A 24,761-nucleotide genomic window follows, 5' to 3' on the forward strand; every position below is an offset into this window, starting at 1 on the left:
GGATTCAGACGAATCTGGAAAACACATGCGCATTTTATGGCCCCACCGGGCCAGCGCACAAGAGGATTACATGGCTCGCGCAAGGAATATCAAACCCGGCCTGTTCAAGAACGAGATTCTTGGCGTCGCCGACCCCATCTACACGCTCCTGTTCGAGGGGCTGTGGGTTCTCGCTGACCGAGAAGGTCGGTTGGAGGACCGTCCACTTCGGATCAAGGCCGAAGTTTTTCCGTATCGAGACGGAATCAATGTCGATGAGATGCTGTCCTGGCTGCAGGCCAGCGGCTTCATCGTTCGGGAGCCTTCCGGCTCGATTCTGATCGTCAACCGTCAACAGTGGTACGACGAGAAGACCCCTGCTCAAGTCAATGCAGAGGCCGCCGCCCGCCGTGCGCGCCGTCGCAAGGCCATGCCGGCATGGGCTCATGCCGGCGAGATCAAGGCCGTCTACGAGGCCGCGCGCCTGGCAACGCAAGCGACCGGACAAGAGCATCACGTTGACCACATCGTGCCCCTCGCTGGCGCGTTGGTGTGTGGCTTGCACGTCGCTGCGAACCTGCAGGTGATTCCTGCGGTCGGCAACCTGAAGAAGTCCAACAAGTTCGAGGTGAGCCATGGCTAGGTCTCGAAACATCAAACCCGGCTTCTTCACGAACGAAGACCTCGTGGAACTCAACTTCGGCACGCGTCTGCTGTTCGCTGGCCTGTGGACTCTGGCCGACCGCGAAGGCCGCCTTGAGGACCGTCCGAAGAAGATCAAGATCGGAGTCTTTCCGGCTGACAACGTCGATGTTGACGCCATGCTCCAGGAGCTGCACGAGGCAAAGTTCGTTGTGCGCTACGAGGTTGACGGTTCGCGCTACGTGCAAATAGCCAACTGGAGCAAGCACCAAAACCCGCACCACACCGAGAAGGCCTCGGAGATTCCTGGCATAGAAGGTGCCGTAACGGTTAAGGACGGAGACAAGGCCGGTGGAAATCCTGCTGATTCTCTGATTCCTGATTCCCTCTCTTCTGATTCCTTGAAACCGGCGGACAAGCCCGCCACGACGGCCAAGCCGTCTCGCCCCTCTGCCGGACTGAAGACCCTGAAGACCTACCTGGCCGAGTGCGAGGAGCAGGGCGTGAAGCCGGTGCCTGATGACCATGCGATCCGCACGTTCATGGCCAAGGCTGGGATCTGCGACGAGATGCAGCAGCTGGCCTGGATGCGGTTCCGTGAGGAGCACACGACTGGCACGCGCAAGGACAAGCGCCAGAAGGACTGGCCGGCGACGTTCGCCAACTCGGTGAAGGACCGCTGGTACAGGCTCTGGTTCATCCAGGCCAACGGGCCTGCGCAGTGGACCACCGAAGGCCTGCAGGCCAAGCGCGTGGCGGACGCTGCCAACGAAGACCAGCAGGAGGCAGCATGAACGCTATCGACCTGCCTGAGTACGAGTTGCTGTTCTCGAACGAGGCCGAGTGCGCGGTGCTGGGAGCGATCCTGTGCAACGGCGCCGAGGCATACGACGCAGCCGCCGGCATCATCACCGCCGAGTCTTTCTGCGTGCCGTTGCATCGCCTGGTGTGGGAAGCCGCCCAGAAGCTGATCCTGGCTGGCAAGTTCGTGGACCCGGTGGCTGTGATGGAGCACCTGCGCGGCCATGGGGTGGATCTGGTCGAGGTCAACGGCATTGCGCAGAGTTACTCCACAGTGCGCGCGGTCCCCGGTCATGCCGAGATCATTGCCAACTACGCCAAGCAGCGCGCGCTGCGCACTGCAGCCTTCCAGGTGTCGGGCTTCGTGTCCGATGAGACGCTGGCCATCGAGCAGCGCGTGGGTCAGTCAGTCGCTGCGCTGGAGAGCGTGCTGGCTGACCGCATTGGCGGTGACCCGCTGCCGGTGTCCGCGTTCGCCGCCGAGTTCATCGACCGCCTGGTAAGCCGCGCCGACGGCGAATCCAAGGCCGGCCGGCCCACCGGCATCCCGTACCTGGATCGGATGATGCCCAACGGCCTGGGCGATGGAAAGCTGGTGGTGATCGCCGCACGCCCGTCCGTGGGCAAGTCCAGCCTGGCCCAGCAGATCGCCTGCTTCCACGCCTCTGAGGGCTATCCGGCCGCGTTCTTGGGCATGGAGATGGAGAACTACGAGGTGGTGGACCGCACGGTGGCCAACAAGGGCCGCGTGCCCCTGGACGGGATCGTCACCGGCAAGCTGTCCGACGACGAGTGGACGCGCATCACCGAGGCGCTGGAGTCCATCCGCAACCTGCCACTCTACCTCTACGACGTTCCCGGCCTCACGCTGCACGAAGTGGTCTCCAAGGCCCGGTTCCTGGTGCGCAAGTACGGCATCAAGACGCTGGTGGTGGACTACCTGCAGCTGATGCTGGGCACCGACCAGAAGAAGGACCGCCGCTTTCAGTTGGAAGAGATCACCCGGGGCCTGAAGCGCGCCGCCAAGCAGCTGGGCATCACCGTGATCCTGCTGTCCCAGCTCAACCGCGACGTTGAGAAGCGGACGAACCCGCGCCCGCAGATGTCGGACCTCAAGGAATGCGGCGCCATCGAGGAAGACGCAGACGTGGTGCTGACGCTGTGGGACCACGTCAAGGGCGTCGATGGACAGCCGTCCATCAAGGGCGCCGCTCTGCTGAAGAACCGTGGCGGCTCCAAGGGCGAAGTCGCGCTGCACTTCGAGGGCCAGTACCAGCGCTGGACCGAATCCACTGCCTCCCTCTCCGCTCCGGCCAAGGCCGATACCGAATCGAAGCCCCGCTACTCGAAGGAATGGTGAACATGAACGCACTGCAAAACATCGCGCCCGCGCTGACCATGAGCAGCCGGGAGATCGCTGAGCTCACCAGCAAGGATCTGGGCCACGTCAACCGCGACATCCGCGCCATGCTGGACTCGCTCGAAGATGATCCAGAACTGGAGCATGTCCGCGAGGACAAGGATGCGCGCGGCTACACCCTCGCTTTTCATCTCGGCCGCGAGCTGACATACACCCTGTTGGCCGGCTACAGCACGCAGCTGCGCCGCCGCGTGATCGCGCGCTGGCAGGTGCTGGAGGCGGCCCATGCAAAGACGCCGGCTGAGCTGTCCCGCATGGACATCCTCCGCCTGGCCATGGAGTCGGAGCAGGCGCGTATCCAAGCCGAGTCCGAGCGCGACAAGGCCATCGCCACCAAGGCAGAGATCGGCAGCCGCCGCGAAGCCACGGCCATGGCCACTGCATCGGCCAAGTCCCGCGAGGTGGCCCGCCTGCAGCACGAGCTGGGCCGCAACCAACAGCACGCCACCGTGATCGCCGTGGAGAAGGCGACGGGCATGGCCTTCCCGAAGAACGCCTACGTGGACCTGCGCCGGGTAACGCAGAAGTACGGCCTGCAGGCGGTGTCGGTGGTGGACGCGCGCTACGGCTCCGTGAAGGCCTGGCCTGCAGTGGCATGGCGCGAGTGCCATGGTATCGAGTTGTCGGACCTATTCCCTGGTCAGGAGCCCGCATGACGCCCGACAAGCAAAAGCAAAAGCTCGCCGGCCAGACGGCCATCGCGCAGAAGGTGTTCCAGGCCGTGCCCATCGCCGAGGCCTGGACCGTCGCCCAGATCTCGCAGTCTCTGCACCGCACGACCGGCGCCCGCCTGGACCGCCACACGCTGCAAGGCTGCCTTCGCGCCCTGGCCGACTCCGACCTCATCCGCTCCACGGAGCACGGATCGCTGCACCAGCGCGTCGCTGTTTCCGCCGCTCAATCCACCCCGCCCAAGACCAAGGAATCGACCGTGACCCAGCCCGCCAAGCCCGCCACCCCACAACAAGCCGCGCCCGCGTCGGCCATCGACGTGCTGGGCTGCTTGGCCCAGAAGATGCGCGCCCTGGCGGATGAAGTGGACGCCGCGGCGCTGGCCCTGGAGGAAGAGCAAAGCCGCACCACGGGCGAGGCCGCGAAGCTGAAGCAGCTCAAGGCCCTGCTGAAGGAAATCGCATGACCACCTGCAGCACCTGCGTGCACTGGCAACGCAAAGAGACAGACCCAGGCATGCGCCGTCTCGGATTCGCCCAGTGCATGAAGCGCACCAAGGGCCACACGTACAGCGCAACAGCGCCGGCCTGTGACCAGCACAAGGCAGTAACTCAAGAGCAGGCCACCAAGCGGGCCGAGTGGATCAACAAAGGAGTGGGGCAATGAGCAAGACAGAAGCGAAATCGAGCATGCAACTGCCAGAGCCGGACGCATTCATGGATGTTGAGGATCAGCACCTCATGGGGACATCGGGCGAATGGTGCGTGAGCGGCCGCCGTTGCGACGACGAGGATCTCGCGCTCTTCAGCCAGAAGACTGTTGAGGAACTGCTTCAAAAGCAGCGTCAAGACATCGCCAGTGCACTGGCCGAGTACGACAAATTGCGCGACGCGATGAGCGCGCAGTCGGGTTGCAGGGATGGTGGCTGCCTGGTGAAGCGCCCGCAGGGCATGCACACGAACGGCGGCTGCAAATGCCACCGTGACCAGATTGTTTCCCAGCGAATGATGTACGCCGGCCAGCGCCTGGCTGATGTCGTCCGCGCTTTCGTGCAGGAGGCAGCATGAGCAAGACAGAGACACAGAGCGAGGCGCTGAGGCTGGCGAGGTTGTTGGAGAGCGGCTGCTGGCTGCCTGTTGGCCATGGCGATCCGATTGATGAGGCAGCCGCCGAACTGCGCCGCCTGGATGCAGAGGTGCGCGAACTCAAGATGACGGTCCAGCACGAGAGCCTGTGCGTAGAGGCCGCGAAGGAGCGCATCGAGGCGCTGGACGCAGAGAACAAGGCCCTGCGGGAGCGGCTGGAGGCACCTGCTGCGCCAGTGGCAGAGGATGCGCGCTATGCCGCGCTTTGGCGCGAGCATGTCGAGAAACTGGATGCGCTTATCGCTTACTGCCCAACATGCTCCCAGGGCTACATCGCAACTGCCGAGATGACGCGCGACCAGATCATTTTTGAGTGCGGCAAGACCGCCGGGCGCGCGGAAGGGAAGCGAGGAACAGAGGCAGCAGCCAAGATCGGAGGCTCAGCATGAGCACCGAACGCGAACTGCTCGAAGCAGCGGCGCGGGCTGTTGGGTGCGCCCATCTTGGAGTCTGGGACGATGGAATGGGCTGCCTGAGCAATGGTGAGGGCTGGTGGTTCGACCCCAGAAAAGAAGGGGCTGACGCATTCGAGCTGGCCGCCGCGCTGCGCATCAGCTTGGAGCACAACCCTCCGAGCTGCAATCGTCCGTGGGTATGCGCCAAGGTCGATGACAGAGTGTCGAGCCCCGTCCAGTTGTTCATGGAAGACGTGCCCGAAGAATCCCAGCGCGCGGACCGCATGCGCCTGGCGATCCTGCGCTGTGCTGCGGCTCAGGCGCCGAAGGAGCAAGCATGAGCGCCCTCAACACCCAAGCAGGCGGCACCCACTACAAGGGCTGCGCCATCCAGCCCATCCAGTACATCCACGCCAACGGCCTTGATTTCTTCCAGGGCAACATCGTGAAGTACGCCACCCGGTACAAGGCCAAGAACGGCGCAGAAGATCTGAAGAAGGTCATCCACTACGCCCAGCTTGCACTGGAGCTGCAGTACGGCATCAAGCCCGCTGATGAGCTGGCCGACATGGTGCGGGCGGGGAAGTCGAAGCCGGGTGCAGTCACTCAGTGCGAAGGCTATGTGGAGGATCGCAATGACTGACCGCCTCACCCTGAGCCTGTGGGAAGAAAGCCAAGCCCACAAGGCCATCAACCACCTGTGGAAGAACGCCCGAGTGGCCGTGCGCCAGGGCAGGCGCATGGTCGCAGAGCTTCGGCCCGAGAAGCGCAGCGATGCACAGAACGCCATGCTTCATGCGCTGCTTACGGAGATCGCCAAAACGCGCGAATGGGCTGGCGCCAAGCGTGACGTTGAGACCTGGAAGCGCCTGTTGACCGCTGCCTGGCTGCGAGCCAGAGGCGAATCGGTGGAGGTGCTGCCCGCGCTGGACGGCTGCGGCATCGATGTCGTTTTCCGCCGTACCTCTTCGCTCACCAGGGCTGAGTGTGGAGAGTTGGTGGATTTCATCGAAGCATGGAGGGCCGGGGCATGACCGCTGCAAATCTCTCCGGCCGTGTTTTTGGCCGACTCACGGCGATAAGCCGTGCGCCCAACCAGGGCAAGCATGTCATGTGGACGTGCGGGTGCTCGTGCGGAAAAGAAAAGACCGTTCGGGCTGACCACCTGCGCAGCGGAGCCGTACTTTCCTGCGGATGCTACTGGGCGCAAAGGAGGGTGGAGGTCAACACCACGCACGGTCTATCGAATTCGCGGGTCTACCGGATCTGGAAAGCCATGTGCAACCGCTGCCACTACGAGAAGTATCCAGAGCGCCACCTTTACGGCGGCAGAGGGATCACGGTCTGCGAACGCTGGAGAAACTCGTTCGAGAACTTCGTGGCCGACATGGGGATCCCCGCCGATCACCTGTCGATTGATCGCATTGATGTGAATGGCAACTACGAGCCGGGCAATTGCCGATGGGCCACTGCGCTTGAGCAGGCGCACAACAAGCGACCTAAGTCCGAGCTGGGGGTGACGTTCTATGACCTTTGGGAGGGGAAGTGATGCGGGTTCTGTTTCTCGACATTGATGGCGTGCTCAACAGCACCCGCACAAGCGTGGCTCATGGCGGGTATCCCCATGAACTCACGCACACCGAGGCATTCGACTGGGTGGCCATCAAGCTGCTGCAGCGCCTGTGCGACTCGTCGGGCATCCAGGTGGTGCTCTCCAGCGCCTGGCGCCTTACCCACGACTACAAGGACGTGGCCAAGGCCTTCGACCTGCCGATCATCGATCGCACTCCCAGTCTGCTGGGTTGCCGCGGCGATGAGATTCAGCACTGGCTGGACAACCACGTCGAGGTCACGAACTACGCGATCCTGGACGACGACCCGGACATGCTCGAAAGCCAGGAGCCTCACTTCATCCACACGAGGGGATCCGAGGGCATGACATGGGCCGACTTTTCACGCCTGTGCCAGATCTTTGGCGAGTCGCCTTTCTCTGGTGAGGTCCGCCAACGCAACTGGCGCGAAACCAAGCTGGCATGGGAGGCCTGATGACCTTCCGCCGCACACGCTGCGCCCACTGCCGCACGCGTTTCGACCCCAAGCGCTATGGCCAGGTGGTGCATGAGGAATGCGCCGCAGACTGGGCCATTGCCGAGCGCGAGAAGGAAGCGCGCAAGGAGGAGAAGCGCCGCCAGGCCGAAGCCAAAGTGCAGCGCGCGCTGGACCGAAAGAAGCGGGAGCAGCTGAAGACCATTCCGCAACTGACTAAGGAAGCGCAGCTGGCCTTCAACGCCTACATCCGTGCCCGTGACCAGGCCGCCGGCTACGACTGCATCAGTTCTGGCCGCCCACTGGACTGGTCTGGCAACGCCGTGGACGCTGGCCACTACCGCTCCACGGGCGCCGCGCCACACCTTCGGTTCAACGAGGACAACTGCCACGCCCAGAGCAAGCACGACAACCAGTTCCTCTCGGGCAACGCCATTGACTACCGGATCGGGCTGATTGCCCGTATCGGCCTGGCGCGCGTCGAGGCCCTGGAAGCCGACAACCAACCCCGCAAATGGACCCGCGAAGAGCTGATCGACATTCGCGCCAAGTACCGAGCCAAAGCCAAGCAACTGAAGAAAGAGAGCCAGCAATGACCGAAGAACGCTACCTCTGCGCCACTGGTGCAACCAATCTGCAGGACATGCCCCACCGGATCGGCCAGGTTGATCTGGTGAAGGCCAACGGCATGAGCGCCAGCAACATGGCCAGCCACTTCATGCGACTGGTCAGCAAGCCCACCAAAGCCGACATGACCCGGGTCTATGCCGCGCTGCTGTACGTGGCGCACAAGCGCAAGTTTGTGGAGCCAGCCGCCGCCATCACGGCCGCCATCGATTGGATGCTGGACCCGAGTTGCAAGGTCTGCTCTGGCACGGGCGAAATCGAGCGCAAGGGGCGCATGCACAAGTGCCCCAAGTGCAAGGGAGAGAAGCTGCGCAGGGAGCCGGCCAGCCGCGACGCGCAGTACCTGATCGACCATGTGAGCGACTGCCGGCGCGCCCTGAGCGGCCGCGTGCGTAAGCTGATGCGCTGATTTGATTTTCACGCATTTATGTGGTAACGTTGGCCCCGCGTTGAGTCTGAAAATTCTCAATGAGGGGCTGTGCTTAGGCCTCCCCACTGTCCAATTCGCTCCCTCCGCTTTGTTGACGTAGGCAGGACCGAGATGGACAAGCGCGCCCGGAGAAATCGGGGCGTTTATCCCGCACGCCAGGGTTTGGGCGCGAGGCCGTTGCGAGGACGCCAGCCCATCCCAGCGGCTCAAAAGGCTGGGGGCATCACGAAGGAAGATTGGACACGGTTCGACTCCGTGGGCAACACCGATGCGCCTGGCGCGCTAGGTCTTGGCGGCCCAGTCTTCCCCCGTGATGGTGAAGAGCGTAAGCGTAATGCGGACTTCGGCCATGCTTGAGCCGCCGCGAGTAGCCATCAACAAGCCTGCAAAGGAGGGTCGTCTGACCTTCAACTGGTGACGCGCCAACGTTGCCACCAAAGCCTCGATTGCTCGCGCAGTCGGGGCTTTTCTGTTTCATCCCCTGATCCAGCCAGGGCCGCCCCCGAGAGGTATGACGGGGCGGTGATCTCCACCGCAAGCGCAGCGGAGCTGGATAGTTCGCGAACGGCATCCCCCAGCGCCTTAGGGGCGTAAGTCCGATGGGGTGACTATCAACACGGCCTCGCTGACGCGGGGCCTTTTCGTTTCCGCCACCGCTCGGGCGCATCCACCACGCCTAGCTCGCCAGGGACGCCTTGCCCGCAGCGGTGGCACCTATTCACAGGAGACTCCATGTCAAGATTCAACGATATGTCCGCTGGCGAGGCCTGCTCCATGCTGTTCGGCGGCTTCGTCGCTTTCCTGCTGAGCATCGTTTGGGTGGGGTTCTTTGCGGGCCTGCTGCTTTCCACCCTGTGGGGGTGGTTCATCGTCCCAGTGTTTGGGCTGCCCACGATTTCCATCATCCAGGCGTGGGGCATCGCTCAGGTGTTCCGGTGTCTCCAGGGGCTCAAGCTGTCCGAGGAGAAGTCCAAGGATGGATTTGGCATTGCTCTGGCAAAGGCGTTCCTCGGTGTGCCCCTAGCCGTGGCCGTGATCATGGGCATCGCCTGGGTGGCGAAGTCCTGGATGTGAGGAGACCGCCATGACCCCGCGCGACCAAATCCAACAGCACGCTCAGACGGCCGCCGCCAAAATCCGCGACGCGATGACCGAGTTCTCCAAGGCTACGGGCATGCGCGCCAGAGTGGATGTGACCTGGGTGCAAGTGAATCGCCTGGAGTCTGCGGCGCCAGAGCACATCGTCACCACCGTCCGGTTGCACATCGATGACGAGGCACTGGGATGAGTGCCGCACGCGAAGTCTGGCAATCCTACGACTGCCCTGTGCAGCTCACCGACATGGACCTGTTCGATGAGGAGATGGTCTTCAAGGGCCAGGCTTTCCGCTGCTCCTGGTGCGGCGGCAACCACGTCGCCGGCTTCGGCGTGAAGGTCGAGACCTTCGTCCGCGTCGGCGAAGACACCACATACCCCGATCTACCAGAGACGGCAGAAGCACTGCAGCGCCTGAAAGACGGCGCCTGATCATGGGGGCATGGGCTAAATGTCCAGCTTTTCCAAGTTGAAGAGCACGTAGGAGAACTCTCCTTCGCAGTCGTATAGAGCAGAGAACCAGCCGGAGGTGATGGGGTTGGAGTTGGTCGCAGGTCGAAGCGCAATTGCCGCTTTCCTGATCGCAGGCTCATAGAAGCACTCCTCTGCCCGGGAGAGATCGTCCCAGCATTTGCGGAGAGCGGCTGACTCGGCTTTGAGATCTGCCTTCAGGCTGGTGTAGAGCTCTTGCAGCCTTTCTTTCTCATCGATTGTCAGTGACTTGCGTTCACCAATCTCATTCGAAATTTGTTTGCAACGGCTTTGGAATCCCAAAAGCTTCGCGCGGATAGCGCGTATTTCATCGGCGTCAAAGTTTTCAGTCATCAATACAGTGTAAGGAAGTCCTGCCATGGCAACACCGGCAAAGGCAAAGCCGGCTGCTGCCATCGGCGCCCGGCCGTATCCACCCGCTGAACTGGGGCGCTACGTCCCGGCAGAAGGGGTGGCGGAGTGGGTGCAGGCCGAGATCATTGCTGAGGATGGCCGCATCCACAACCCTGACCACGCGCACCTGATCGACGCCGACCTGGTGTTCCTCTGGGCGCCTGACGGATTCACAAAGGCCATGAAGACCGTGATCGGTCAGGCTGAGGAGGTGATGATCCGCGCCGGTGGGTGGCAGAAGGGCCGGCAGGAGCAGCAGCTCTACGACTGGTTCGGCCGTGTGCCGGCCTTCATGATCACCCTGGACGCCACCTACTGCGCCCAGTGCTCGGATGCCGAGTGGTGCGCTCTGGTGGAGCATGAGCTGTACCACGTCGCCCAGGCGCTGGATGAGTTCGGCGCACCCAAGTTCGGGAGAGACGGCAAGCCCAAGCTGAAGATCCGCGGCCACGATGTCGAGGAGTTCGTCGGCGTGGTCAAGCGCTACGGCCCGTCGGCCGACGTGAAGCGGCTCATGGATGCGGCGAACGCCGGCCCGGAGCTGCGGATGGGAAATATCGCTCACGCATGCGGCACATGTCTCAAGGTTGCGGCATAACATTCACCACTCATATACAGGAGAGCGCATATGGCGAGGCTCGATGAGGCGGTCAAGCGCTTCATTGTGCAAGCGCTCGCCTGCTACGACACGCCGTCTCAGGTGGCTGAGGCGGTCAAGGAGGAATTCGGCCTGGTGCTGGACCGCGCGCACGTGGCGGTCTACGACCCGACCAAGGCTTCGGGCAAGGACCTGTCCAAGAAGTGGCGGGACGTGTTCTTCGCCACACGCGATGCGTTCAAGAACGAGATCACCGAGATTCCGATTGCCCAGCGCTCATACCGGCTGAAGGTGCTGCAGCGCATCGTTTCGAAGGCCGAGTCCATGAAGAACATGCCGCTGGCTCTGCAGGTACTGGAGCAGGCGGCGAAGGAGTGCGGTGACATGTACGTGAACCGCAAGCCTCTGGATGGTGATGGCAAGGGCGGAGAGGCGCCGCAGCCGGTCAAGGTCGTCGTGCAGGTGCAGGACGCAAGCGCCGATGCAGACCGTTAGCCCGCGCCTGAATGTCCCGCAGTCCCGCTTCCTTTCTCTGCCACACAAGTTCCGCGCCTTCGTGGCGGGGTTCGGGTCGGGCAAGACCTGGGTGGGCTGCTCTGGCCTGTCGGCGCATGCCTGGGAGTTCCCGCGCATCAATGCTGGCTACTTTGCCCCGAGTTACCCGCAGATCCGCGACATCTTCTTCCCGACGATTGAAGAGGTGGCGCACGACTGGGGGTTGAGGACCGAGATACGGGAGTCGAACAAGGAGGTTCACCTCTACTCCGGCCGCCAGTACCGCACGACGGTGATCTGCCGCTCCATGGATCGGCCCGAGTCCATCGTGGGCTTCAAGATCGGCCAGGCGCTTGTGGATGAGCTGGACGTGATGGCCAAGCAGAAGGCTGAGCAGGCCTGGCGCAAGATCATCGCGCGGATGCGCTACAACGTGGACGGCCTGAAGAACGGCGTGGACGTGACCACGACCCCTGAGGGGTTCAAGTTCACGCACCAGCAGTTCGTCAAGGCGGTGCAGGACAAGCCGGAACTGGCAAAGTTGTATGGGCTGATCCAGGCCAGCACGTTCGAGAACGCCAAGAACCTGCCGGCCGACTACATCCCGTCTCTGTTCGATAGCTACCCAAAGCAGCTGATCGACGCCTACCTGCGCGGCCTATTCGTCAACTTGACCTCGGGCAGTGTCTACCCCGACTTTGACCGCAAGCTGAACCACAGCTTCGAGTCGCTGCAGGAGGGCGAGCCTGTGATGCTCGGCATGGACTTCAACCGCCTGCACATGGCGGCTGTAGCTTACGTGTTGAGGGACGGCTGGCCGGTTGCAGTGGATGAGATCACGGACGGCCGGGACACGCCCTACATGGCGCGGCTGTTCAGGGAGCGATACCAAGACAAGGGCCACGCCGTCACGGTGTACCCCGATGCATCGGGTCAGAACAGCAGCAGCAAGAACGCCAGCGAGTCGGATCTGTCGATCCTGCGGGATCACAACCTGACCGTGCAGGTGAACGGCACGAACCCAGCGGTGGCCGACCGCATCAACGCCGTCAACGCCCTGATCCTGAACGGGGAGGGCGCCCGGCGCCTTAAGGTCAACACCCTGCGCTGCCCGAAGCTGACAGAGGCCCTGGAGCAGCAGGCCTATGACAAGAACGGGCTGCCGGACAAGTCAAGCGGCGTGGACCACGTGATCGATGCGGCGGGCTATCCCATCGCATACATGTGGCCCATCGTGAAGAAACAAGCAGCGGCGTTCACCTTCCGCATGTGAAAACAGGCCTGCCCCAGCAATGGAGGCGGGTTTCTCTATGGCATTGAACGTTCAAGACCGCGACCCGAAGATGTCAGCAATGGAGGCGGAGTGGCCCCTATTGACTGCGCTGCTGGGTGGCACCCGGACCATGCGTGCAGCGTCCACGACGTTCCTGCCGCGCCAACCGAAGGAAGACCTGGACGACTACAACTACCGCCTGGCGGTGGCCACTCTGTTCCCTGCCTTCGAGCGCACCTGCACGGTGATGGCTGGCAAGCCGTTCGCCAAGGAAGTGACGCTCTCCAAGGACACGCCCGACGTCATCCTCGACCTGTGCAACAACATCGATGGCGAAGGCCGCAGCCTGCATGCCTTCGCTTCCGACGTGTTCGACCATTCGGCCATCAAGTACGGCTTCGGCGGCATCCTGGTGGACTTCACCCGAACGCAAGGCAGGGCGAGGACGCGGGCTGAGGAAAAGGCCATCGGCGCGCGCCCTTACTGCGTGCACATCAAGGCTGAGCAGATCCTGGGCTGGATGGTGGGTGAAGTCGGCGGCAAGCCTGGGCTCACGATGCTGCGCATCGCCGAGACCAAGGAGGTGCCGGACGGGGACTATGGGACCAAGCTCCTGAAGCGGGTGCGGGTTCTCCGGCCCGGCTCCTTCGAGGTATGGGAGGAATCGGCGAACGGCAGCTATGCACTGGTCAGCGAGGAGTCTGGGGCGACAACCCTGAGCTTCATCCCGTTCGTGCCCGTCTACGGCCGGCGCGCTGCATTCATGCAGGGCATGCCTCCTTTGCTGAATCTGGCCTATCTGAACGTGAAGCACTGGCAGAACGAAAGCGACCAGGACGACTCTGCCCGTTTTGCCCGCAAGCGTCTGCTGGTGTTCTCGGGCATCAACAACAAGGATGAGATCGTCATGGCGGCTAGCCAGGCGGTCAACCTGCCAGCCGGTGGGAGCGCAGATGTGCTGCAGGGCTCGGCTGAGTCCGTGACTGTTGGGCGCTCCGAGCTGAACGCTCTTGAGGAGCAGATGATCCAAACGGGTGCCGAACTGCTGGTCGCACAGCCCGGCCAGCGCACTGCGACGGAGGCGTCCAACGATGCCGAGGCCAACAAGTCCGCGCTCCAGAGCATCGTGGAGAACTACGAGGACGCGCTGGATCTTGTGCTGGACTACATGGCCGCGTGGCTCGGCATCGACCGTACGGCCAAGGTGACGCTGTTCAAGGACTTCGCCGCCCAGAGCCTCACGGAGGCCGGCGCGCAGATGATCGTGAGCCTGTACCAGGCCGGGCTGCTGTCGAAGGAGACGGCAATCAAGGAGATGCAGCGGCGCGGCGTGCTCTCGCCTGATCTGGACGCTGAAGCGGAGTTCGACCGCATCGCAAGCGAGGGGCCGGCACTCGGAACCATCGGAGGTGACTGATGGCCTCGGTCAATGACCTGATTCTCTCGGAAGCCATCCGGCACATGGTCGCGCTGCAACGGTACGACAACGGAGTCGTGGCGCGCATCATCGCGCTTCTGAACCGCTCGGACCTGCGGCTGATGGCTGAACTGACCGCCAGGCTGGAAGGCCTGGACGCTGGCAGCTTCACCATGCAGCGGCTGGAGTCGCTGCTCACGTCCATCTGGTCGCTGAACAGCGAGGCCTACGCCCAGTTGGGCAGGGCCCTGACTGAAGAGCTGAAGCAGTTCGTTCCCTACGAGGTCAGCTACCAGGAGCAGATGCTCAAGACGCATTTGCCGGTGGGCGTGCACGTGGCGGCAGTCTCGGCAGAGCAGATCTACGCTGCGGCGCTGTCTCGGCCATTCCAGGGCTTGCTGCTGCAGGGCGTCTGGAGCGATCTGGACGCCGGCAAGCTCAAGCGCGTGAGGCAAGCCATCGCCCAGGGCTTTGTCGAGGGCAAGACCACCGACCAAATCATCCGAGAGCTGCGCGGCACGCGGGCCAAGGGCTACATCGACGGGTTGATCCAGAAGGATCGCCGGGACATTGAGGCGGTCGTGCGGACGGCGCTGGCTCACATGGCCGGAGTGGCGCAGGACAACGTGATGGAGGCCAATGCTGACCTGATCAAGGCTGCCATGTGGTCATCGACCCTCGATCTCCGCACGTCGCCGATGTGCCGCATCCGTGACCGGCTGCTGTACACGCCCGACACGCACAAGCCAATCGGCCACAAGGTGCCGTGGCTGAGCGGCCCGGGCCGGCTGCACTGGCGCTGCCGCTCTGGTCAGGTGCCAGTGCTCAAGAGCCACAAGGAGCTGGGCATCGATCTGCCGGACATCGAGGTCAACGGGCGCACACGGGCCAGCATGGACGGCCAGGTGCCGAAGGAGACGAGCTACGCCGACTGGCTGAAGAACCAATCCCTGGCGCGCCAGACCGATGTGCTCGGCGAGACCCGGGCCAGGCTGATGCGCGACGGCAAGCTGGGGATGGATGCGATGTACGACTCGAAGGGCCGCTATCTCACTCTCGATGAGCTGAGGCAGCGGGATGCAGAGGCTTTCAAGCGGGCCGGGCTGTAGTATTGCGCCGTGACCGACAAGCCGAAGCACCTCTCCCTCGTCCCGCCAGCCGAGCCAGACGCCAAGACCGCCCTGATAGAGCGCGTCAAGGCGCGGTATCGGCCGCCGGGCATGCTCCAGTGCCCCAAGTGTGGCGGCCGGGCTGTGATGACGGTGGTGAACGGCTCATGGATCGATGAAAAGGGCCGCTACCAGCGCGGCACGATGACCCATGATCGGGTCTGCTACACCTGCGACAAGCAGGGCATCTGGTCGCCCATGATGCCGCCCGAGTTCAAGGTGGCGAAAGAGCCCAAGCCCAGGCGAACGAAGCCCAGGCCCGTGAAATGACAACCAGCCCGCCGCCGTGCGGGCTTTCTTTTTCACCGCCCGCCCGGCGCAAGTCTGGCGGGCTTTTTCACGCCCGTCGAAAGCAGGAAGCAGAAGCGGGCTCGTCGGCAGTAAGCCATCAACTTCTGAGCAGAAAGCTCGTTCCACCACCATGAAACTGAAACTCGACTCCAACGGCGCGGTTGTTCTGCAAGACGGCGCTCCCGTGTACATCAAGGACGACGGCACTGAGATCGCCTTCGATGGCGCCAAGGCCTTCGCCAAGATCGGCGAGCTGACCGGCCAGAGCGCCGCATACCGCAAGCGCTTCGAGGATGCAGAAAGCAAACTCAAGGGCTTCGAGGGGATCGCTGACCCGGACGCTGCTCGCAAGGCGCTGGAAACCCTCCAGTCGCTGGACCAGAAGAAGCTGATCGACGCTGGCGAGGTGGAGAAGGTCAAGGCCGAGATCTCCAAGGCGTTCCAGGCTCAACTGGACGCCGCCAACGGCACCGCTTCGAAGCTGGAGCAGCAGTTGTACGCCGAGATGATCGGCGGAAGCTTCGCCCGCTCCAAGTTCGCTCTGGACAAGCTGGCGATCCCACCCGACCTGGTGCAGGCCTACTTCGGCAAGGCCTTCAGCATCGAAGAGGGCAAGGTCGTAGCCAAGGACGCGAACGGCAACAAGCTCTACAGCGCAGCCAGCCCGGGCGACCTGGCAGGTTTCGATGAGGCGCTGGAAATGCTGGTCAACCAGTACCCAGGCAAGGACCACATCCTGAAGGGCTCCGGCGCTTCTGGCTCTGGCGCGCAGGGCGGCCATGGTGGTGGCAAACAACAAGGCAACTTCGGCGGCAGCAAGGCCGAACGTGTTGCCGCAATGAAGCAACTCACATCTGGCGCGTAAGGCGCAGAAAGGCAAATCATGGCACTGTCCGACATGAAGGTATTCAACGAGTACCTGAAGCTGGCCACCATCGAAACCCTGGCCCAAGACGTGGCCAAGTTCAACGCTGCATCGGCCGGCTCCATCCAGCTGACGACGCAGAGCATCGACGGCGACTTCCTGCAGGAATCCTTCTGGGCCGGCATCCACAGCGCCCAGCGCCGCGTGGACCGCTACGCCTCCAACAGCGCGCAGTCCTCCACGCCGCTGGCACAGAAGCAGTACGACACCGTGAAGATCGCAGGCGGCTTCGGTCCCATCCTGTGGGAGCCGGGCCAACTGTCCTGGATTCAGAAGTCGCCCGAGGAAGCCCTGGAGGTGATCTCGCGAAACCTGTCCGAGGCCATCATGGCCGACCAGCTGAACACGGCCATCGCCGCGCTGGTGGCCGCCATCGCCAACCAGGCCGGCGCTACCAATGACGTGTCCGCCACGGCTGGCATCACCTACAGCGCGATCAACAGCGCGCACGCCAAGTTCGGCGACGCTTCGGCGCGCATCGTGGCCCAGGTGATGACGGGCGCGATGTACCACAAGCTGATCGGCCAGAACCTGGCCAACGCCGAGAAGCTGTTCACCTTCAGCGGCGTGACCATCGTGGACATCCTGGGCAAGGCCGTGATCGTCACGGATGCACCTTCGCTGTTCACGGCGGGCACTCCCGACAAGGTGAAGGTTCTGTCCCTGGTGAACGGTGCCGCAGTCGTCTCGGACGGCTCGGACCTCATCACCAACATCCAGACCACCAACGGCAAAAACCGCATCGAGACCACGATGCAGGCCGACTACACCTTCGGTCTGGGTCTGAAGGGCTACACCTGGGACACCGCCAACGGCGGTAAGAGCCCCACCGATGCTGAGCTGGCAACCGGCACGAACTGGGATCTGGTGGCCAACAGCGTCAAGGCCTCGGCCGGCGTTGTCACCATCGGCGACGCCGCCAAGTAATGGGAGGGGCTTCGGCCCCTCTCCTCTGGGAGAACCACATGCAAGACAAAAAGGTCTGGTACGAGCCGCATCCGGTGAAGCCGGAGCGCAAGGCCGAGCTGCGCAAGCGCGGCTTCCAAATCATCGATGCCATCTTCATGCCCGAGGGCTACGAGAACCCTGCCGACGATGGCGAGCCCGAGGGCGCCAAGAAGGCCACTGTGGCCGAGCTGCGCGCCGCCCTGGAAGCCAAGGGCGTCGAGGTGCCCGAGGGCGCCAAGAAGGCCGACCTGCAGGCCCTGCTGGACGCGGTGGCCTGACCATGGCGCTGATCGTTGCCCCGGCTGAGGGCTATGACAGCCTCGTGACCCTGGCCGAGGCGGTGGTCTACATGGCGAACTACGGCCATGTGTGGCCTGCCGACGAGTCGGCCCAGGAGATCGCACTCCGGCGCGCCACGCAGTACATCCTGAGCAACTACGCCCTTGACCCGCAGTACCTCGATCCCGTGGCCCAGAAGGTCAAGGACGCATGCTGCGAGGCCGCATGGCGCGCTGCGAAGGGTGAGCTGTTCCAGGACACCGACGGCCGGATCATGACCGAGCGGACCGTGGACGTGATCACCACCAAGTGGGCCGAGGGCCAGCAGGGTGGACAGATGCGGTTCGCGGTCATCGATGCGCTGCTGCGTGGGCTGACCACGGGCGGCGCGATGAACATCAAGCTGGTGAGGGGGTAGGGCATGTGGCTGGTCACACAAGGCGCTGCTGCGATCCACATCACGCCCATCGAGGATCTGCGGCCCCATGAGCACTCTGCGCAGTGCTGGTGCGCTCCGGCTGAAGACGGCCAAGAAGATGGCGTGTGGCTGCATCACAGCCTGGACGGCCGCGAGGCCTATGAAACTGGAGAGAGGCTTCCATCATGAGAACGCAACGCGGATACATCGACTTGGATGGCTTCTTTCAAGTCATGGCAGTCTTGGCAGTGCTGGGCGTCTTCGGCCTGTTCTCGCTGTTCTACTGGGCAATGCCGGCCGCGTGGGCGTGGCTCAAGCCCTGGCTGCACACGGTGACGGGCTGACCCATGGCCATCGACTACGCCGAGATCGCCGCTGGCGCGCTGGAGTCCATCGCCGAGGCCGGCCAGCCCGTCACGCTGCACCGCAAGGCTGCGCCGTCCGGGCCGTTCGTGCCTGGTCAGCCGGTCACGCCCACTGTGCTCGACTACCCCGGCACCGGCGCGCTGTTCGGCTACAAGCAGCGCGACATCGACGGCGCGCTCATCAAGCACGGCGACCAACGCTTGCTCCTGGCCCCGCAGATCGAGGTTGCCCCGAAGACGGGCGACACCGTGACCGTGGGGGACAAGGTCTACAACGTGGTTGACGTCGGGATCGTTGCGCCGGCCGGCGTTGCGGTGCTCTACAAGCTGCAGTTGCGAGGTGTGTGATGGGCTTCGCTGACGATCTGCAGCGCGTGTGCCTGGTGCAAATCGAACGCTCCCGGGAGATTGTTCGCAGAACGTTGCTTGAGATCCTCAGCGACTGCGTGGATGGCTCCCCTGTCGGGAACCCGGATCTGTGGAAGGCGAATCAAGGCGTCATATCTTCAAGAGAGGCATACCGCGAGGAGGCTTTCACGTACAACGCGGCGAATCCTGGCAAGCGGCGCAAGGGCACGAGCAGGCAGGTGGTGAACAAGAAATTCCCTCTGGCTGTCGGCAAGGGCTACACAGGCGGGCGCTTCAAAAACAACTGGCAGGTTGGGATCGGGTTCATCAACGCAGCCGTTGAGGAGACTCCAGACGCAAGCGGGTCCGGCTCTCTGAAGCGTGCCGCTACGGTGTTCGACGGATTGAAGCTCGGGATGGTGATCTACGTCTCAAACAACCTTCCATACGCGAAGCGCCTTGAATATGGCTGGTCCAAGCAGGCTCCAAACGGAATGGTGCGGTTGTCGCTTCAGAACACTGGGCAGGCACTGAAGAAGACGGCAGATGCAGTGAGGGGTGAAGCATGAGCATTGTGGCAATCGAATCAGCCCTTGAGGAGCGCCTGATGACCCTGGCCTCGCCGCCGCCCATCGCCTGGGAGGACGTGGCCTTTGAGCCGACGACCGGCCAGGGCTACCTGCGCGTGCATCACCTGCACAACACGCCGAGGGACTTCACCCTGGTTGGTGATGCAGCTGAGCGCCTCGGCATCTTCCAGGTGGATGTGGTGTGGCCCGCAGGCCAGGGCAAGGTAGAGGCGAAGCAGATGGCCGAGCAAGTGGCCGCACTTTTCGCCCCAGTCCAGAGCCTGGATGCCGGCAACCACCGCATTGATCTCACGCGAACGCCGTCCATCGCTGGCGGCATTCCCGACGAAGGCTGGTACACGGTGCCGGTCTCCGTCAACTGGCGAGCTTTCCCCGCCTGACCAGCTAAATCTGAAAAGTTGAGCTACCTCCGGGTGGCTTTTTTTGTGCCCGCGAGGGCGTACACATGCCCGCGACTGCGGGCTTTTTCATTGAAAGGCCCACCATGGCATACACCGTACCGGACGGCAGCAAGCTGTTCATCTCCACCGTCTATGGCACGGCTATCGCCGTCACGGCGGTGACCAACGCCAGCCCCGCAGTTGCGAGTGCAGCAGCGCACGGCCTGCCCAACGGCAAGGAGTTCATCTTCACGTCCGGCTGGGATGACGCCAACAACCGCGTCTTCCGTGTCGCCAACACTGCGGCCGGCACCTTCGCCATCGACGGCCTGGACACGCTCAACGAGAACCGCTTCACGCCGGGTGGCGGCATCGGTTCGGTGCTGCCCATCACCACCTGGCAGGAAATCCAGCAGGTGCTGAACCCCTCGACTTCGGGCGGCGATGCGCAGTTCGCCGAAGTGGCTCCCCTGGCCAGCATGAACACCTTCCAGATCCCCACGGGCTTCAGTGCCACCAGCATCACCATCCCCATCGGCGATGACCCCAGCCTGCCGGGTTACAAGGCGGTCAAGAAGGCCTCCGAGGACCGCCTGCTGGTCGCGCTGAAGGTGCTCAAGCCCAACGGCAATGTGAACTACTTCTACGGCTACATCGCGCTGAACGAGATTCCCTCGCTCACCAAGGGCCAGGTGGACACCGTGACCGCCGCCATGGCCCCGCAGGGCCGCACCACCCGCTACGCCGTCTGATCGGCCCCAGTTGCACCGGCCCGGCTGTTTCGTCTCTCAGCAGAGGCGGGCAGTCGGGCGCGGGCATTTCTCCTCCATCTGCTGAAAGACCATCACCATGACCGCTTCTGCAAAGAAGGCCGACAAGGCCGCTCCGTTCATCCTGGGCAAGCGCCCCGAGACCATCTCCGGCACGATCGAATTCCCCCTGCCGGACGGCACCAGCGCGAAGCTGGAGTGCAAGTTCAAGTACCGCACCCGCAAGGAATTCGGCGCCCTGTGGGACGAAATCGCGGGCGCCACACTGGCCCTGGCCACTGCCCAGCAGGAGGGCACCGTCAAGAAGGAGGGCGACGAAGTCAAGTTCAGCTTTGCCGGCATGTTTGAGCGTGGCGATGCCGTGAACGCCGACAACGTGCTCAAGTACTTGGCCGCCTGGAACGAGGACTTCCCCGCCCTGAGCAAGGACACGCTGATCGAGCTGTTCGACCAAGCGCCGGCCGCGCCCGCAGCCCTGTGGGATGGATACCGCTCGCTCTGCACCACGGGCCGCGTGGGAAACTGAGGGCCATAGCTGCTGCCATCTACCGCAAGCCGCCGACAGCCGAGCAACTCGGCTTTTGGGGCATGACATACCGGGACTGGGAGGCAGAGCAGCAGCCTGTGGAGATATGGCCCGAGAACTTCCCGGCCTACAAGCTGTGGTGCAAGGTCGGCAGCCAGTGGCGCTACACCATGAGCGGCCCGGCCTCGCTCGACTACATCCCGCTGCAACACGAACTGGACCGCATGGGGCTCAGCGAAGAGGACTATGACGCGCTGTTCAGCGACATCCGCGTGATGGAGTCCGAGGCCTTGGCCGCAATGCGCGAAGAGTAAAGCCGCCCGAGGGCGGCCTTTGAATTTCCGGAGGAACTATGGACCCCCATGAAAACGCCCCGACAGCCAATGCCCGTGCGGCAGCAGAGTCGGCCAAGCACGCTGCCACCGCCGCGGGCTTGGCTGAAATCGACGCCAAGAAGGCTGCCGCGTGCGATCTTGTCGCGAAGATCCATGAAGGCGAGGCCATCGTGCCCAAGGCGTTCAATCCCTGGGATGGTGGGCAAGCTTCTGGTGAACGCCTGGAATCCAGAGTCTCCCAAGCAATGGAGGAAATCAGGGGCTGGAGCGCTGCAGCGTTTAGAAGCGCGGCACTCCAGCCCGAAAGTGATGAGGCGGGTCGTCGGTTCATCGAGCACGGTGCGATGTGCTACGCCAACTGCTTCCTCAGGATCCAGAGAGCCCTAGGCGCCGCTTTAACTCCTCCTTGAGTAGCTCCGTCATGATGGCAATAGATACGCCTCCTGTGGTTGTGGCGACCTTGCTTTTGACAGTTGACCAGACGGTCTTGCTGCGCGCAGAGTCGATGAAGTCGTGTCCACGAGAGGTCAGAGAGATCGGAATCGCTTGAGGAATGGTCTCCTCAAATGGAGTCGATTTTGCTGCCTCTATCAGGCCTGCGTCCGCAAGCAGGTAGCAGTGATAGCCGATCTCCCTCTCCGACTTTTCTGGAATTTTTGGGAAGTCTGCTTCGTGCTCCTCCATCCAGAACAGGATGTCTCTGATCAAGTCCATGTCTCGCTTCATGGGTTTCGCCCTCCTGGCGATGGTTGTGTGGAAGCTCCCATCGTAGGCCAGGAGGGCAACCGGGCCCGGGGCGTCGGTCTGGCCGACGGCCTCGCGTTTCCCGAGGTCATGGCCTGGGTATGGTGATTTCCACCATGCCTTCGCTGAAGGTGTTCTCGTTTCAAGAACCCCCAGCCCAGGCGCGAAAAAGCCCGCTGGGCGGGCCTTGAATCCATAGGGCTACGAGCGACGGGCGTCTGAGAACACGTTTTCCATCGCTTTCATTTCTTCAAGAACCAGTCGGATTTGCGCGCGGACCTCCTCCTTTGCCGCGTCAAGAGACTGGCCGGCGCGCTCTTGGAATGACTGCTCCAGGCGAGCAACTACTTCGGCGTTCATAGAGCGACCGCTGGCATCGGCTGACTCTCTGATCTTGTCTGCCAGCTCTACCGGCAAGCGAAACTGGCTTCTGAAAATTTCTTGCATGGCACTATGTTGACACTACGCCGTGTCGTTTGTATAGTGACATCGTGTCACTAGAGAAAGGTTGCAGCATGGACACCCCGATCGGAAAGATCGCCCCGCTTGGCCTCCGCCTTCCTCCCGAACTGAAGGAGTGGGTTGCGGAGCAGGCCAAGAAGGAGCGCCGTAGCGTCAACAGCTGGCTAACGCTGCTGATTGAGAAAAAGAAGGAGGCCGAGCATGCGGATGCGGCCTGAAAAAGGAAACGCCCCTGGATGTAGGAGTCCAGAGGCGTCGAGTGAAGAAGCCAGTCAAGCAATGAAAGGAATCAACGTGGCAAATTCTACAGCACTGACTATCGGCGGTACAGCGGTGCGTCAAGTTGGCGACCTGTACTCCCTCAACGATCTGCACAAGGAGAGCGGCGGCCAGTCGAAGCACCAGCCCCATGAGTTTCTGCGGATCGAACAAACGAAGGCTCTTGTTGCCGAACTTTCCAATTCCGGTGATTCCCGGAATTACCTGGAAACCAAGCGTGGCAAGTACGGCGGCACCTACGCCTGCAAGGAGCTGGTCATCGCCTACGCGGCCTGGATCAGCGCAAAGTTCCACCTGAAGGTGATCCGTGTGTTCCTGGCGGTCACAACGCCGAAGGCCGCAGAGTCCGCAGGCCCTATCTCGCTGACGGACAGCCCAGAGAAGGCCAAGGTCGGCAAGCTGTTGGCGACGGCCCGCAAACGCGCCGCGCAGCACTTGGCCCGGCTGGACAAGGAGATCGCCACCTGGGAACTGGTTGACGAGCACAAAGCGCCGGCCATCCCGGCATCCCAGATTGAGGAGATCAGCACACGCCTGGATCGTGTGGGCAAGCTGTTCCACCCCTTCAGCGACCAGTTCGCCGACCTGCTGGCGATCAAGCGCGCGCTGCGCGGACAAGATCCGCGAGCAGGCTTCAAAAATGAAGGTTGGATGGAGATCCTGCCCACCCAGCAACTCAGCGCACAAGGAGCCGCAGCATGAGCAACATCACGCCATTCAAATTTCAGGACCACGAAATCACTGTGCTGACGAATGACAGTGGAGAGCCCTGGTTCATTGCAAAAGAAGTGTCGGGCGTTCTCGGCTACTCCGAAGCCAGCGCCATGACGCGGACTCTTGACGACGATGAGAAGGGTCTGCAGGTTTTGCAGACCCAAGGCGGAACCCAGCGCGTGATCGTGATCAACGAATCGGGCCTGTATTCCGCAATTCTCAAGAGCGAGCGCCAGGAGGCCAAGCGGTTCAAGAAGTGGGTGACCAGCGAGGTTTTGCCATCGATCCGGCGCACTGGCAGCTACACCGGTCCGGCAGCCCAGCAGATGGCCGCGCCCCTGCGCGATCAGGTGGACGCCGGCATCCTCTTGCTGCGCGCTGCGGCCGAAGACCTGAAGTTCGCCCCGTCCGCCGTTCTCGGCGGCTATCAGAAGCTGGAGAGCCACGTCGGCGTGGCCGGCCTTCTGCCCGCCTATGCGGTTGACGCGCCGGCCTCTGCTGCCGCCGGCACCAGCGAACCCACCAAGTCCCTGGCGGAACTGCTGAAGGAGTTCGGTGTGGGAATCAGCGCCCAGGCCTTCAACAAGCTGCTGATGCAGCGCGGGATGCTGAAGGAGCAGGAGCGCCAGTCCTCCCGTGGCGCGGGTGTGAAGAAGTTCAAGGTCTGCACGGCGCTGGAGTTCGGGAAGAACCTGACCAGCCCGAGCAATCCGCGCGAGACGCAGCCGCACTGGTACGTGAGCAAGTTCGCTGAACTGCTGGATCTGGTGATGCCTCCAAAGGCCCGATCCGCCTGATCACTATCCAGTTACTCAGAATGCAGAGCAGGTGATGCGCTACCATCCCCTTCAAGTCATCACTTGGAGGGGATATGGCGCTCATTGCCTGCACAGAATGCAATAAACAGATCAGCGACAAGGCTGCGTCCTGCCCAAGTTGCGGCGCGCCAGTAAGTGCGCGCGAGCCGATCGTTAATCGGTGGGCGGAAGAGCCGAAGAAGGAAAAGTCCAGCGTCTGGAAGTGGGTGCTGGGTGTTCCTGTTGGCGGTTTCATCCTCATGATGATTGTTGGCTCATGTGCGGGGAACTCCCCTGAAGGCAAGGAGCGGCAATCCTCTCGCGACGCGATCAGCTTTTGCTGGGAGCAGCAATCGAAGAAGTCGCTTGACCCTAGCGCAGCAAGGTTTGCGGCGAGTGCTTGTGAAAAGATGGAAAGTGATTACCGCGCCCGATGGGGTCGTAATCCATAGATTTGCTTTTGAATGACGAGACCCGCTTCGGCGGGTTTTTTTATGGGCT

The 24,761-nt window shown here is 62.7% G+C and carries 42 protein-coding genes; 39 read left to right on the forward strand and 3 right to left on the reverse strand.

Going from position 1 to position 24,761, the window contains the following annotated elements; genetic code table 11:
• The first annotated feature begins 25 nt into the window (after window positions 1–25).
• The 18 genes from DACI_RS32530 to DACI_RS16275 all read left to right on the forward strand — a co-directional run bounded on the left by DACI_RS32530 (window position 26) and on the right by DACI_RS16275 (window position 9,684).
• Window positions 26–622 (forward strand): hypothetical protein, encoded by a 597-nt coding sequence (locus tag DACI_RS32530; RefSeq protein WP_050771845.1) that lies wholly within the window; start codon window positions 26–28, stop codon window positions 620–622.
• Between the two features lie 43 nt (window positions 623–665).
• Window positions 666–1,415: a hypothetical protein gene (locus DACI_RS30775; RefSeq protein WP_157059659.1), complete on the forward strand. Its 750-nt coding sequence runs from the start codon at window positions 666–668 to the stop codon at window positions 1,413–1,415.
• Complete coding sequence (locus DACI_RS16195) at window positions 1,412–2,782, forward strand: replicative DNA helicase (RefSeq protein WP_012205058.1); 1,371 nt, start codon at window positions 1,412–1,414, stop codon at window positions 2,780–2,782. The genes DACI_RS30775 and DACI_RS16195 overlap by 4 nt, the downstream gene beginning before the upstream one ends.
• 2 nt (window positions 2,783–2,784) lie before the next feature.
• Window positions 2,785–3,498, forward strand: coding sequence for a Rha family transcriptional regulator (locus DACI_RS30780; RefSeq protein ID WP_012205059.1), 714 nt, complete (start codon window positions 2,785–2,787; stop codon window positions 3,496–3,498).
• Window positions 3,495–3,980 carry a hypothetical protein gene (locus tag DACI_RS16210; RefSeq protein WP_012205060.1) on the forward strand — a complete coding sequence of 162 codons (486 nt, stop codon included), beginning with the start codon at window positions 3,495–3,497 and terminating at the stop codon, window positions 3,978–3,980. The genes DACI_RS30780 and DACI_RS16210 overlap by 4 nt, the downstream gene beginning before the upstream one ends.
• A complete protein-coding gene (locus DACI_RS16215; protein ID WP_043781698.1) occupies window positions 3,977–4,180 on the forward strand; it encodes a hypothetical protein in 204 nt (67 codons plus the stop codon). Before DACI_RS16210 ends, DACI_RS16215 begins: the two co-directional genes overlap by 4 nt.
• Window positions 4,177–4,581, forward strand: coding sequence for a hypothetical protein (locus DACI_RS16220; RefSeq protein WP_043781700.1), 405 nt, complete (start codon window positions 4,177–4,179; stop codon window positions 4,579–4,581). Before DACI_RS16215 ends, DACI_RS16220 begins: the two co-directional genes overlap by 4 nt.
• A complete protein-coding gene (locus tag DACI_RS16225) occupies window positions 4,578–5,048 on the forward strand; it encodes a hypothetical protein (protein ID WP_012205062.1) in 471 nt (156 codons plus the stop codon). Before DACI_RS16220 ends, DACI_RS16225 begins: the two co-directional genes overlap by 4 nt.
• The gene (locus DACI_RS16230; RefSeq protein WP_043781702.1) at window positions 5,045–5,395 is read left to right on the forward strand and encodes a hypothetical protein; all 351 of its coding nucleotides are present in this window, start codon (window positions 5,045–5,047) and stop codon (window positions 5,393–5,395) included. The genes DACI_RS16225 and DACI_RS16230 overlap by 4 nt, the downstream gene beginning before the upstream one ends.
• On the forward strand, window positions 5,392–5,697 hold the full coding sequence (locus DACI_RS30785; protein WP_012205063.1) for a DUF3310 domain-containing protein: 306 nt from the start codon (window positions 5,392–5,394) through the stop codon (window positions 5,695–5,697). The genes DACI_RS16230 and DACI_RS30785 overlap by 4 nt, the downstream gene beginning before the upstream one ends.
• Window positions 5,690–6,088: a recombination protein NinB gene (locus tag DACI_RS16240; RefSeq protein WP_012205064.1), complete on the forward strand. Its 399-nt coding sequence runs from the start codon at window positions 5,690–5,692 to the stop codon at window positions 6,086–6,088. Before DACI_RS30785 ends, DACI_RS16240 begins: the two co-directional genes overlap by 8 nt.
• Window positions 6,085–6,603 (forward strand): hypothetical protein, encoded by a 519-nt coding sequence (locus tag DACI_RS32000; protein WP_012205065.1) that lies wholly within the window; start codon window positions 6,085–6,087, stop codon window positions 6,601–6,603. The genes DACI_RS16240 and DACI_RS32000 overlap by 4 nt, the downstream gene beginning before the upstream one ends.
• Complete coding sequence (locus tag DACI_RS16250) at window positions 6,603–7,100, forward strand: HAD domain-containing protein (protein WP_012205066.1); 498 nt, start codon at window positions 6,603–6,605, stop codon at window positions 7,098–7,100. Before DACI_RS32000 ends, DACI_RS16250 begins: the two co-directional genes overlap by 1 nt.
• Window positions 7,100–7,696, forward strand: coding sequence for a recombination protein NinG (locus tag DACI_RS16255; RefSeq protein WP_012205067.1), 597 nt, complete (start codon window positions 7,100–7,102; stop codon window positions 7,694–7,696). Before DACI_RS16250 ends, DACI_RS16255 begins: the two co-directional genes overlap by 1 nt.
• A complete protein-coding gene (locus DACI_RS16260; protein WP_012205068.1) occupies window positions 7,693–8,136 on the forward strand; it encodes a DnaJ-like cysteine-rich domain-containing protein in 444 nt (147 codons plus the stop codon). The genes DACI_RS16255 and DACI_RS16260 overlap by 4 nt, the downstream gene beginning before the upstream one ends.
• 753 nt (window positions 8,137–8,889) lie before the next feature.
• Window positions 8,890–9,231, forward strand: a complete 342-nt coding sequence (locus DACI_RS16265; RefSeq protein WP_012205069.1) for a hypothetical protein — start codon at window positions 8,890–8,892, stop codon at window positions 9,229–9,231.
• 10 nt (window positions 9,232–9,241) lie between these two features.
• A complete protein-coding gene (locus tag DACI_RS16270) occupies window positions 9,242–9,445 on the forward strand; it encodes a hypothetical protein (protein WP_043781705.1) in 204 nt (67 codons plus the stop codon).
• Window positions 9,442–9,684: a hypothetical protein gene (locus tag DACI_RS16275; protein WP_012205070.1), complete on the forward strand. Its 243-nt coding sequence runs from the start codon at window positions 9,442–9,444 to the stop codon at window positions 9,682–9,684. The genes DACI_RS16270 and DACI_RS16275 overlap by 4 nt, the downstream gene beginning before the upstream one ends.
• Window positions 9,685–9,699: 15 nt before the next feature.
• Here DACI_RS16275 and DACI_RS16280 read toward each other — a convergent pair whose 3' ends face one another.
• Window positions 9,700–10,104: a hypothetical protein gene (locus DACI_RS16280; RefSeq protein ID WP_157059660.1), complete on the reverse strand. Its 405-nt coding sequence runs from the start codon at window positions 10,102–10,104 to the stop codon at window positions 9,700–9,702.
• On the opposite strand from DACI_RS16280, the gene DACI_RS16285 reads away from it, so the two are divergent.
• From DACI_RS16285 to DACI_RS31345, 17 genes are all read left to right on the forward strand, one after another.
• Entirely contained in the window at window positions 10,103–10,735 is a 633-nt protein-coding gene (locus DACI_RS16285) for a putative metallopeptidase (protein WP_012205072.1), read from the forward strand. The two genes, DACI_RS16280 and DACI_RS16285, sit on opposite strands and share 2 nt — an antisense overlap.
• A 30-nt stretch (window positions 10,736–10,765) precedes the next feature.
• Window positions 10,766–11,230 (forward strand): DUF2280 domain-containing protein, encoded by a 465-nt coding sequence (locus DACI_RS16290; protein ID WP_012205073.1) that lies wholly within the window; start codon window positions 10,766–10,768, stop codon window positions 11,228–11,230.
• Window positions 11,217–12,503 carry a terminase large subunit domain-containing protein gene (locus DACI_RS16295; RefSeq protein WP_012205074.1) on the forward strand — a complete coding sequence of 429 codons (1,287 nt, stop codon included), beginning with the start codon at window positions 11,217–11,219 and terminating at the stop codon, window positions 12,501–12,503. The genes DACI_RS16290 and DACI_RS16295 overlap by 14 nt, the downstream gene beginning before the upstream one ends.
• A gap of 37 nt (window positions 12,504–12,540) precedes the next feature.
• On the forward strand, window positions 12,541–13,920 hold the full coding sequence (locus DACI_RS16300) for a DUF4055 domain-containing protein (RefSeq protein ID WP_225970933.1): 1,380 nt from the start codon (window positions 12,541–12,543) through the stop codon (window positions 13,918–13,920).
• Entirely contained in the window at window positions 13,920–15,029 is a 1,110-nt protein-coding gene (locus DACI_RS16305) for a structural protein (RefSeq protein WP_012205076.1), read from the forward strand. Before DACI_RS16300 ends, DACI_RS16305 begins: the two co-directional genes overlap by 1 nt.
• A 9-nt stretch (window positions 15,030–15,038) precedes the next feature.
• On the forward strand, window positions 15,039–15,359 hold the full coding sequence (locus tag DACI_RS16310) for a hypothetical protein (protein WP_012205077.1): 321 nt from the start codon (window positions 15,039–15,041) through the stop codon (window positions 15,357–15,359).
• 151 nt (window positions 15,360–15,510) lie between these two features.
• Window positions 15,511–16,245, forward strand: a complete 735-nt coding sequence (locus tag DACI_RS16315; RefSeq protein WP_012205078.1) for a DUF6651 domain-containing protein — start codon at window positions 15,511–15,513, stop codon at window positions 16,243–16,245.
• An 18-nt stretch (window positions 16,246–16,263) separates the two neighbouring features.
• Window positions 16,264–17,232, forward strand: a complete 969-nt coding sequence (locus DACI_RS16320; protein WP_012205079.1) for a major capsid protein — start codon at window positions 16,264–16,266, stop codon at window positions 17,230–17,232.
• A 38-nt stretch (window positions 17,233–17,270) separates the two neighbouring features.
• Window positions 17,271–17,531, forward strand: a complete 261-nt coding sequence (locus DACI_RS16325) for a HeH/LEM domain-containing protein (protein WP_043781707.1) — start codon at window positions 17,271–17,273, stop codon at window positions 17,529–17,531.
• 2 nt (window positions 17,532–17,533) lie between these two features.
• Window positions 17,534–17,950 (forward strand): DnaT-like ssDNA-binding protein, encoded by a 417-nt coding sequence (locus DACI_RS16330; RefSeq protein WP_012205081.1) that lies wholly within the window; start codon window positions 17,534–17,536, stop codon window positions 17,948–17,950.
• Window positions 17,951–18,297: 347 nt separating this feature from the next.
• On the forward strand, window positions 18,298–18,663 hold the full coding sequence (locus tag DACI_RS16335; RefSeq protein WP_012205082.1) for a hypothetical protein: 366 nt from the start codon (window positions 18,298–18,300) through the stop codon (window positions 18,661–18,663).
• The gene (locus DACI_RS30795; protein ID WP_012205083.1) at window positions 18,663–19,232 is read left to right on the forward strand and encodes a hypothetical protein; all 570 of its coding nucleotides are present in this window, start codon (window positions 18,663–18,665) and stop codon (window positions 19,230–19,232) included. Before DACI_RS16335 ends, DACI_RS30795 begins: the two co-directional genes overlap by 1 nt.
• The gene (locus DACI_RS16345; protein ID WP_012205084.1) at window positions 19,229–19,633 is read left to right on the forward strand and encodes a DUF4128 domain-containing protein; all 405 of its coding nucleotides are present in this window, start codon (window positions 19,229–19,231) and stop codon (window positions 19,631–19,633) included. The genes DACI_RS30795 and DACI_RS16345 overlap by 4 nt, the downstream gene beginning before the upstream one ends.
• A 104-nt stretch (window positions 19,634–19,737) precedes the next feature.
• Window positions 19,738–20,385: a phage tail protein gene (locus DACI_RS16350; RefSeq protein WP_043781710.1), complete on the forward strand. Its 648-nt coding sequence runs from the start codon at window positions 19,738–19,740 to the stop codon at window positions 20,383–20,385.
• Between the two features lie 97 nt (window positions 20,386–20,482).
• On the forward strand, window positions 20,483–20,929 hold the full coding sequence (locus tag DACI_RS16355; RefSeq protein ID WP_012205086.1) for a phage tail assembly chaperone: 447 nt from the start codon (window positions 20,483–20,485) through the stop codon (window positions 20,927–20,929).
• A 62-nt stretch (window positions 20,930–20,991) separates the two neighbouring features.
• Window positions 20,992–21,243 (forward strand): DUF1799 domain-containing protein, encoded by a 252-nt coding sequence (locus DACI_RS16360; RefSeq protein WP_050771847.1) that lies wholly within the window; start codon window positions 20,992–20,994, stop codon window positions 21,241–21,243.
• A gap of 38 nt (window positions 21,244–21,281) precedes the next feature.
• Complete coding sequence (locus DACI_RS31345) at window positions 21,282–21,674, forward strand: hypothetical protein (RefSeq protein WP_012205088.1); 393 nt, start codon at window positions 21,282–21,284, stop codon at window positions 21,672–21,674.
• On the opposite strand, the gene DACI_RS16365 is transcribed toward DACI_RS31345, so the two are convergent.
• Window positions 21,631–21,990, reverse strand: coding sequence for a DUF2513 domain-containing protein (locus DACI_RS16365; RefSeq protein ID WP_012205089.1), 360 nt, complete (start codon window positions 21,988–21,990; stop codon window positions 21,631–21,633). The two genes, DACI_RS31345 and DACI_RS16365, sit on opposite strands and share 44 nt — an antisense overlap.
• Window positions 21,991–22,209: 219 nt before the next feature.
• Complete coding sequence (locus DACI_RS16370; RefSeq protein WP_043781715.1) at window positions 22,210–22,455, reverse strand: Arc family DNA-binding protein; 246 nt, start codon at window positions 22,453–22,455, stop codon at window positions 22,210–22,212.
• Window positions 22,456–22,523: 68 nt separating this feature from the next.
• Here DACI_RS16370 and DACI_RS32005 point away from each other — a divergent pair, with 68 nt between their 5' ends.
• The 4 genes from DACI_RS32005 (at window position 22,524) to DACI_RS32010 (ending at window position 24,712) form a co-directional block, all read left to right on the forward strand.
• Window positions 22,524–22,688: an Arc family DNA-binding protein gene (locus tag DACI_RS32005; protein ID WP_157059661.1), complete on the forward strand. Its 165-nt coding sequence runs from the start codon at window positions 22,524–22,526 to the stop codon at window positions 22,686–22,688.
• Window positions 22,689–22,749: 61 nt separating this feature from the next.
• Window positions 22,750–23,451, forward strand: coding sequence for a KilA-N domain-containing protein (locus tag DACI_RS30800; protein WP_085930550.1), 702 nt, complete (start codon window positions 22,750–22,752; stop codon window positions 23,449–23,451).
• Window positions 23,448–24,260 carry a BRO-N domain-containing protein gene (locus tag DACI_RS16380; RefSeq protein ID WP_012205092.1) on the forward strand — a complete coding sequence of 271 codons (813 nt, stop codon included), beginning with the start codon at window positions 23,448–23,450 and terminating at the stop codon, window positions 24,258–24,260. The genes DACI_RS30800 and DACI_RS16380 overlap by 4 nt, the downstream gene beginning before the upstream one ends.
• Window positions 24,261–24,334: 74 nt before the next feature.
• A complete protein-coding gene (locus DACI_RS32010; protein WP_157059662.1) occupies window positions 24,335–24,712 on the forward strand; it encodes a zinc-ribbon domain-containing protein in 378 nt (125 codons plus the stop codon).
• Window positions 24,713–24,761 lie beyond the last annotated feature (49 nt).

It is taken from the genome of Delftia acidovorans SPH-1, from assembly GCF_000018665.1.
GTDB classification, from domain to species: domain Bacteria; phylum Pseudomonadota; class Gammaproteobacteria; order Burkholderiales; family Burkholderiaceae_C; genus Comamonas; species Comamonas acidovorans.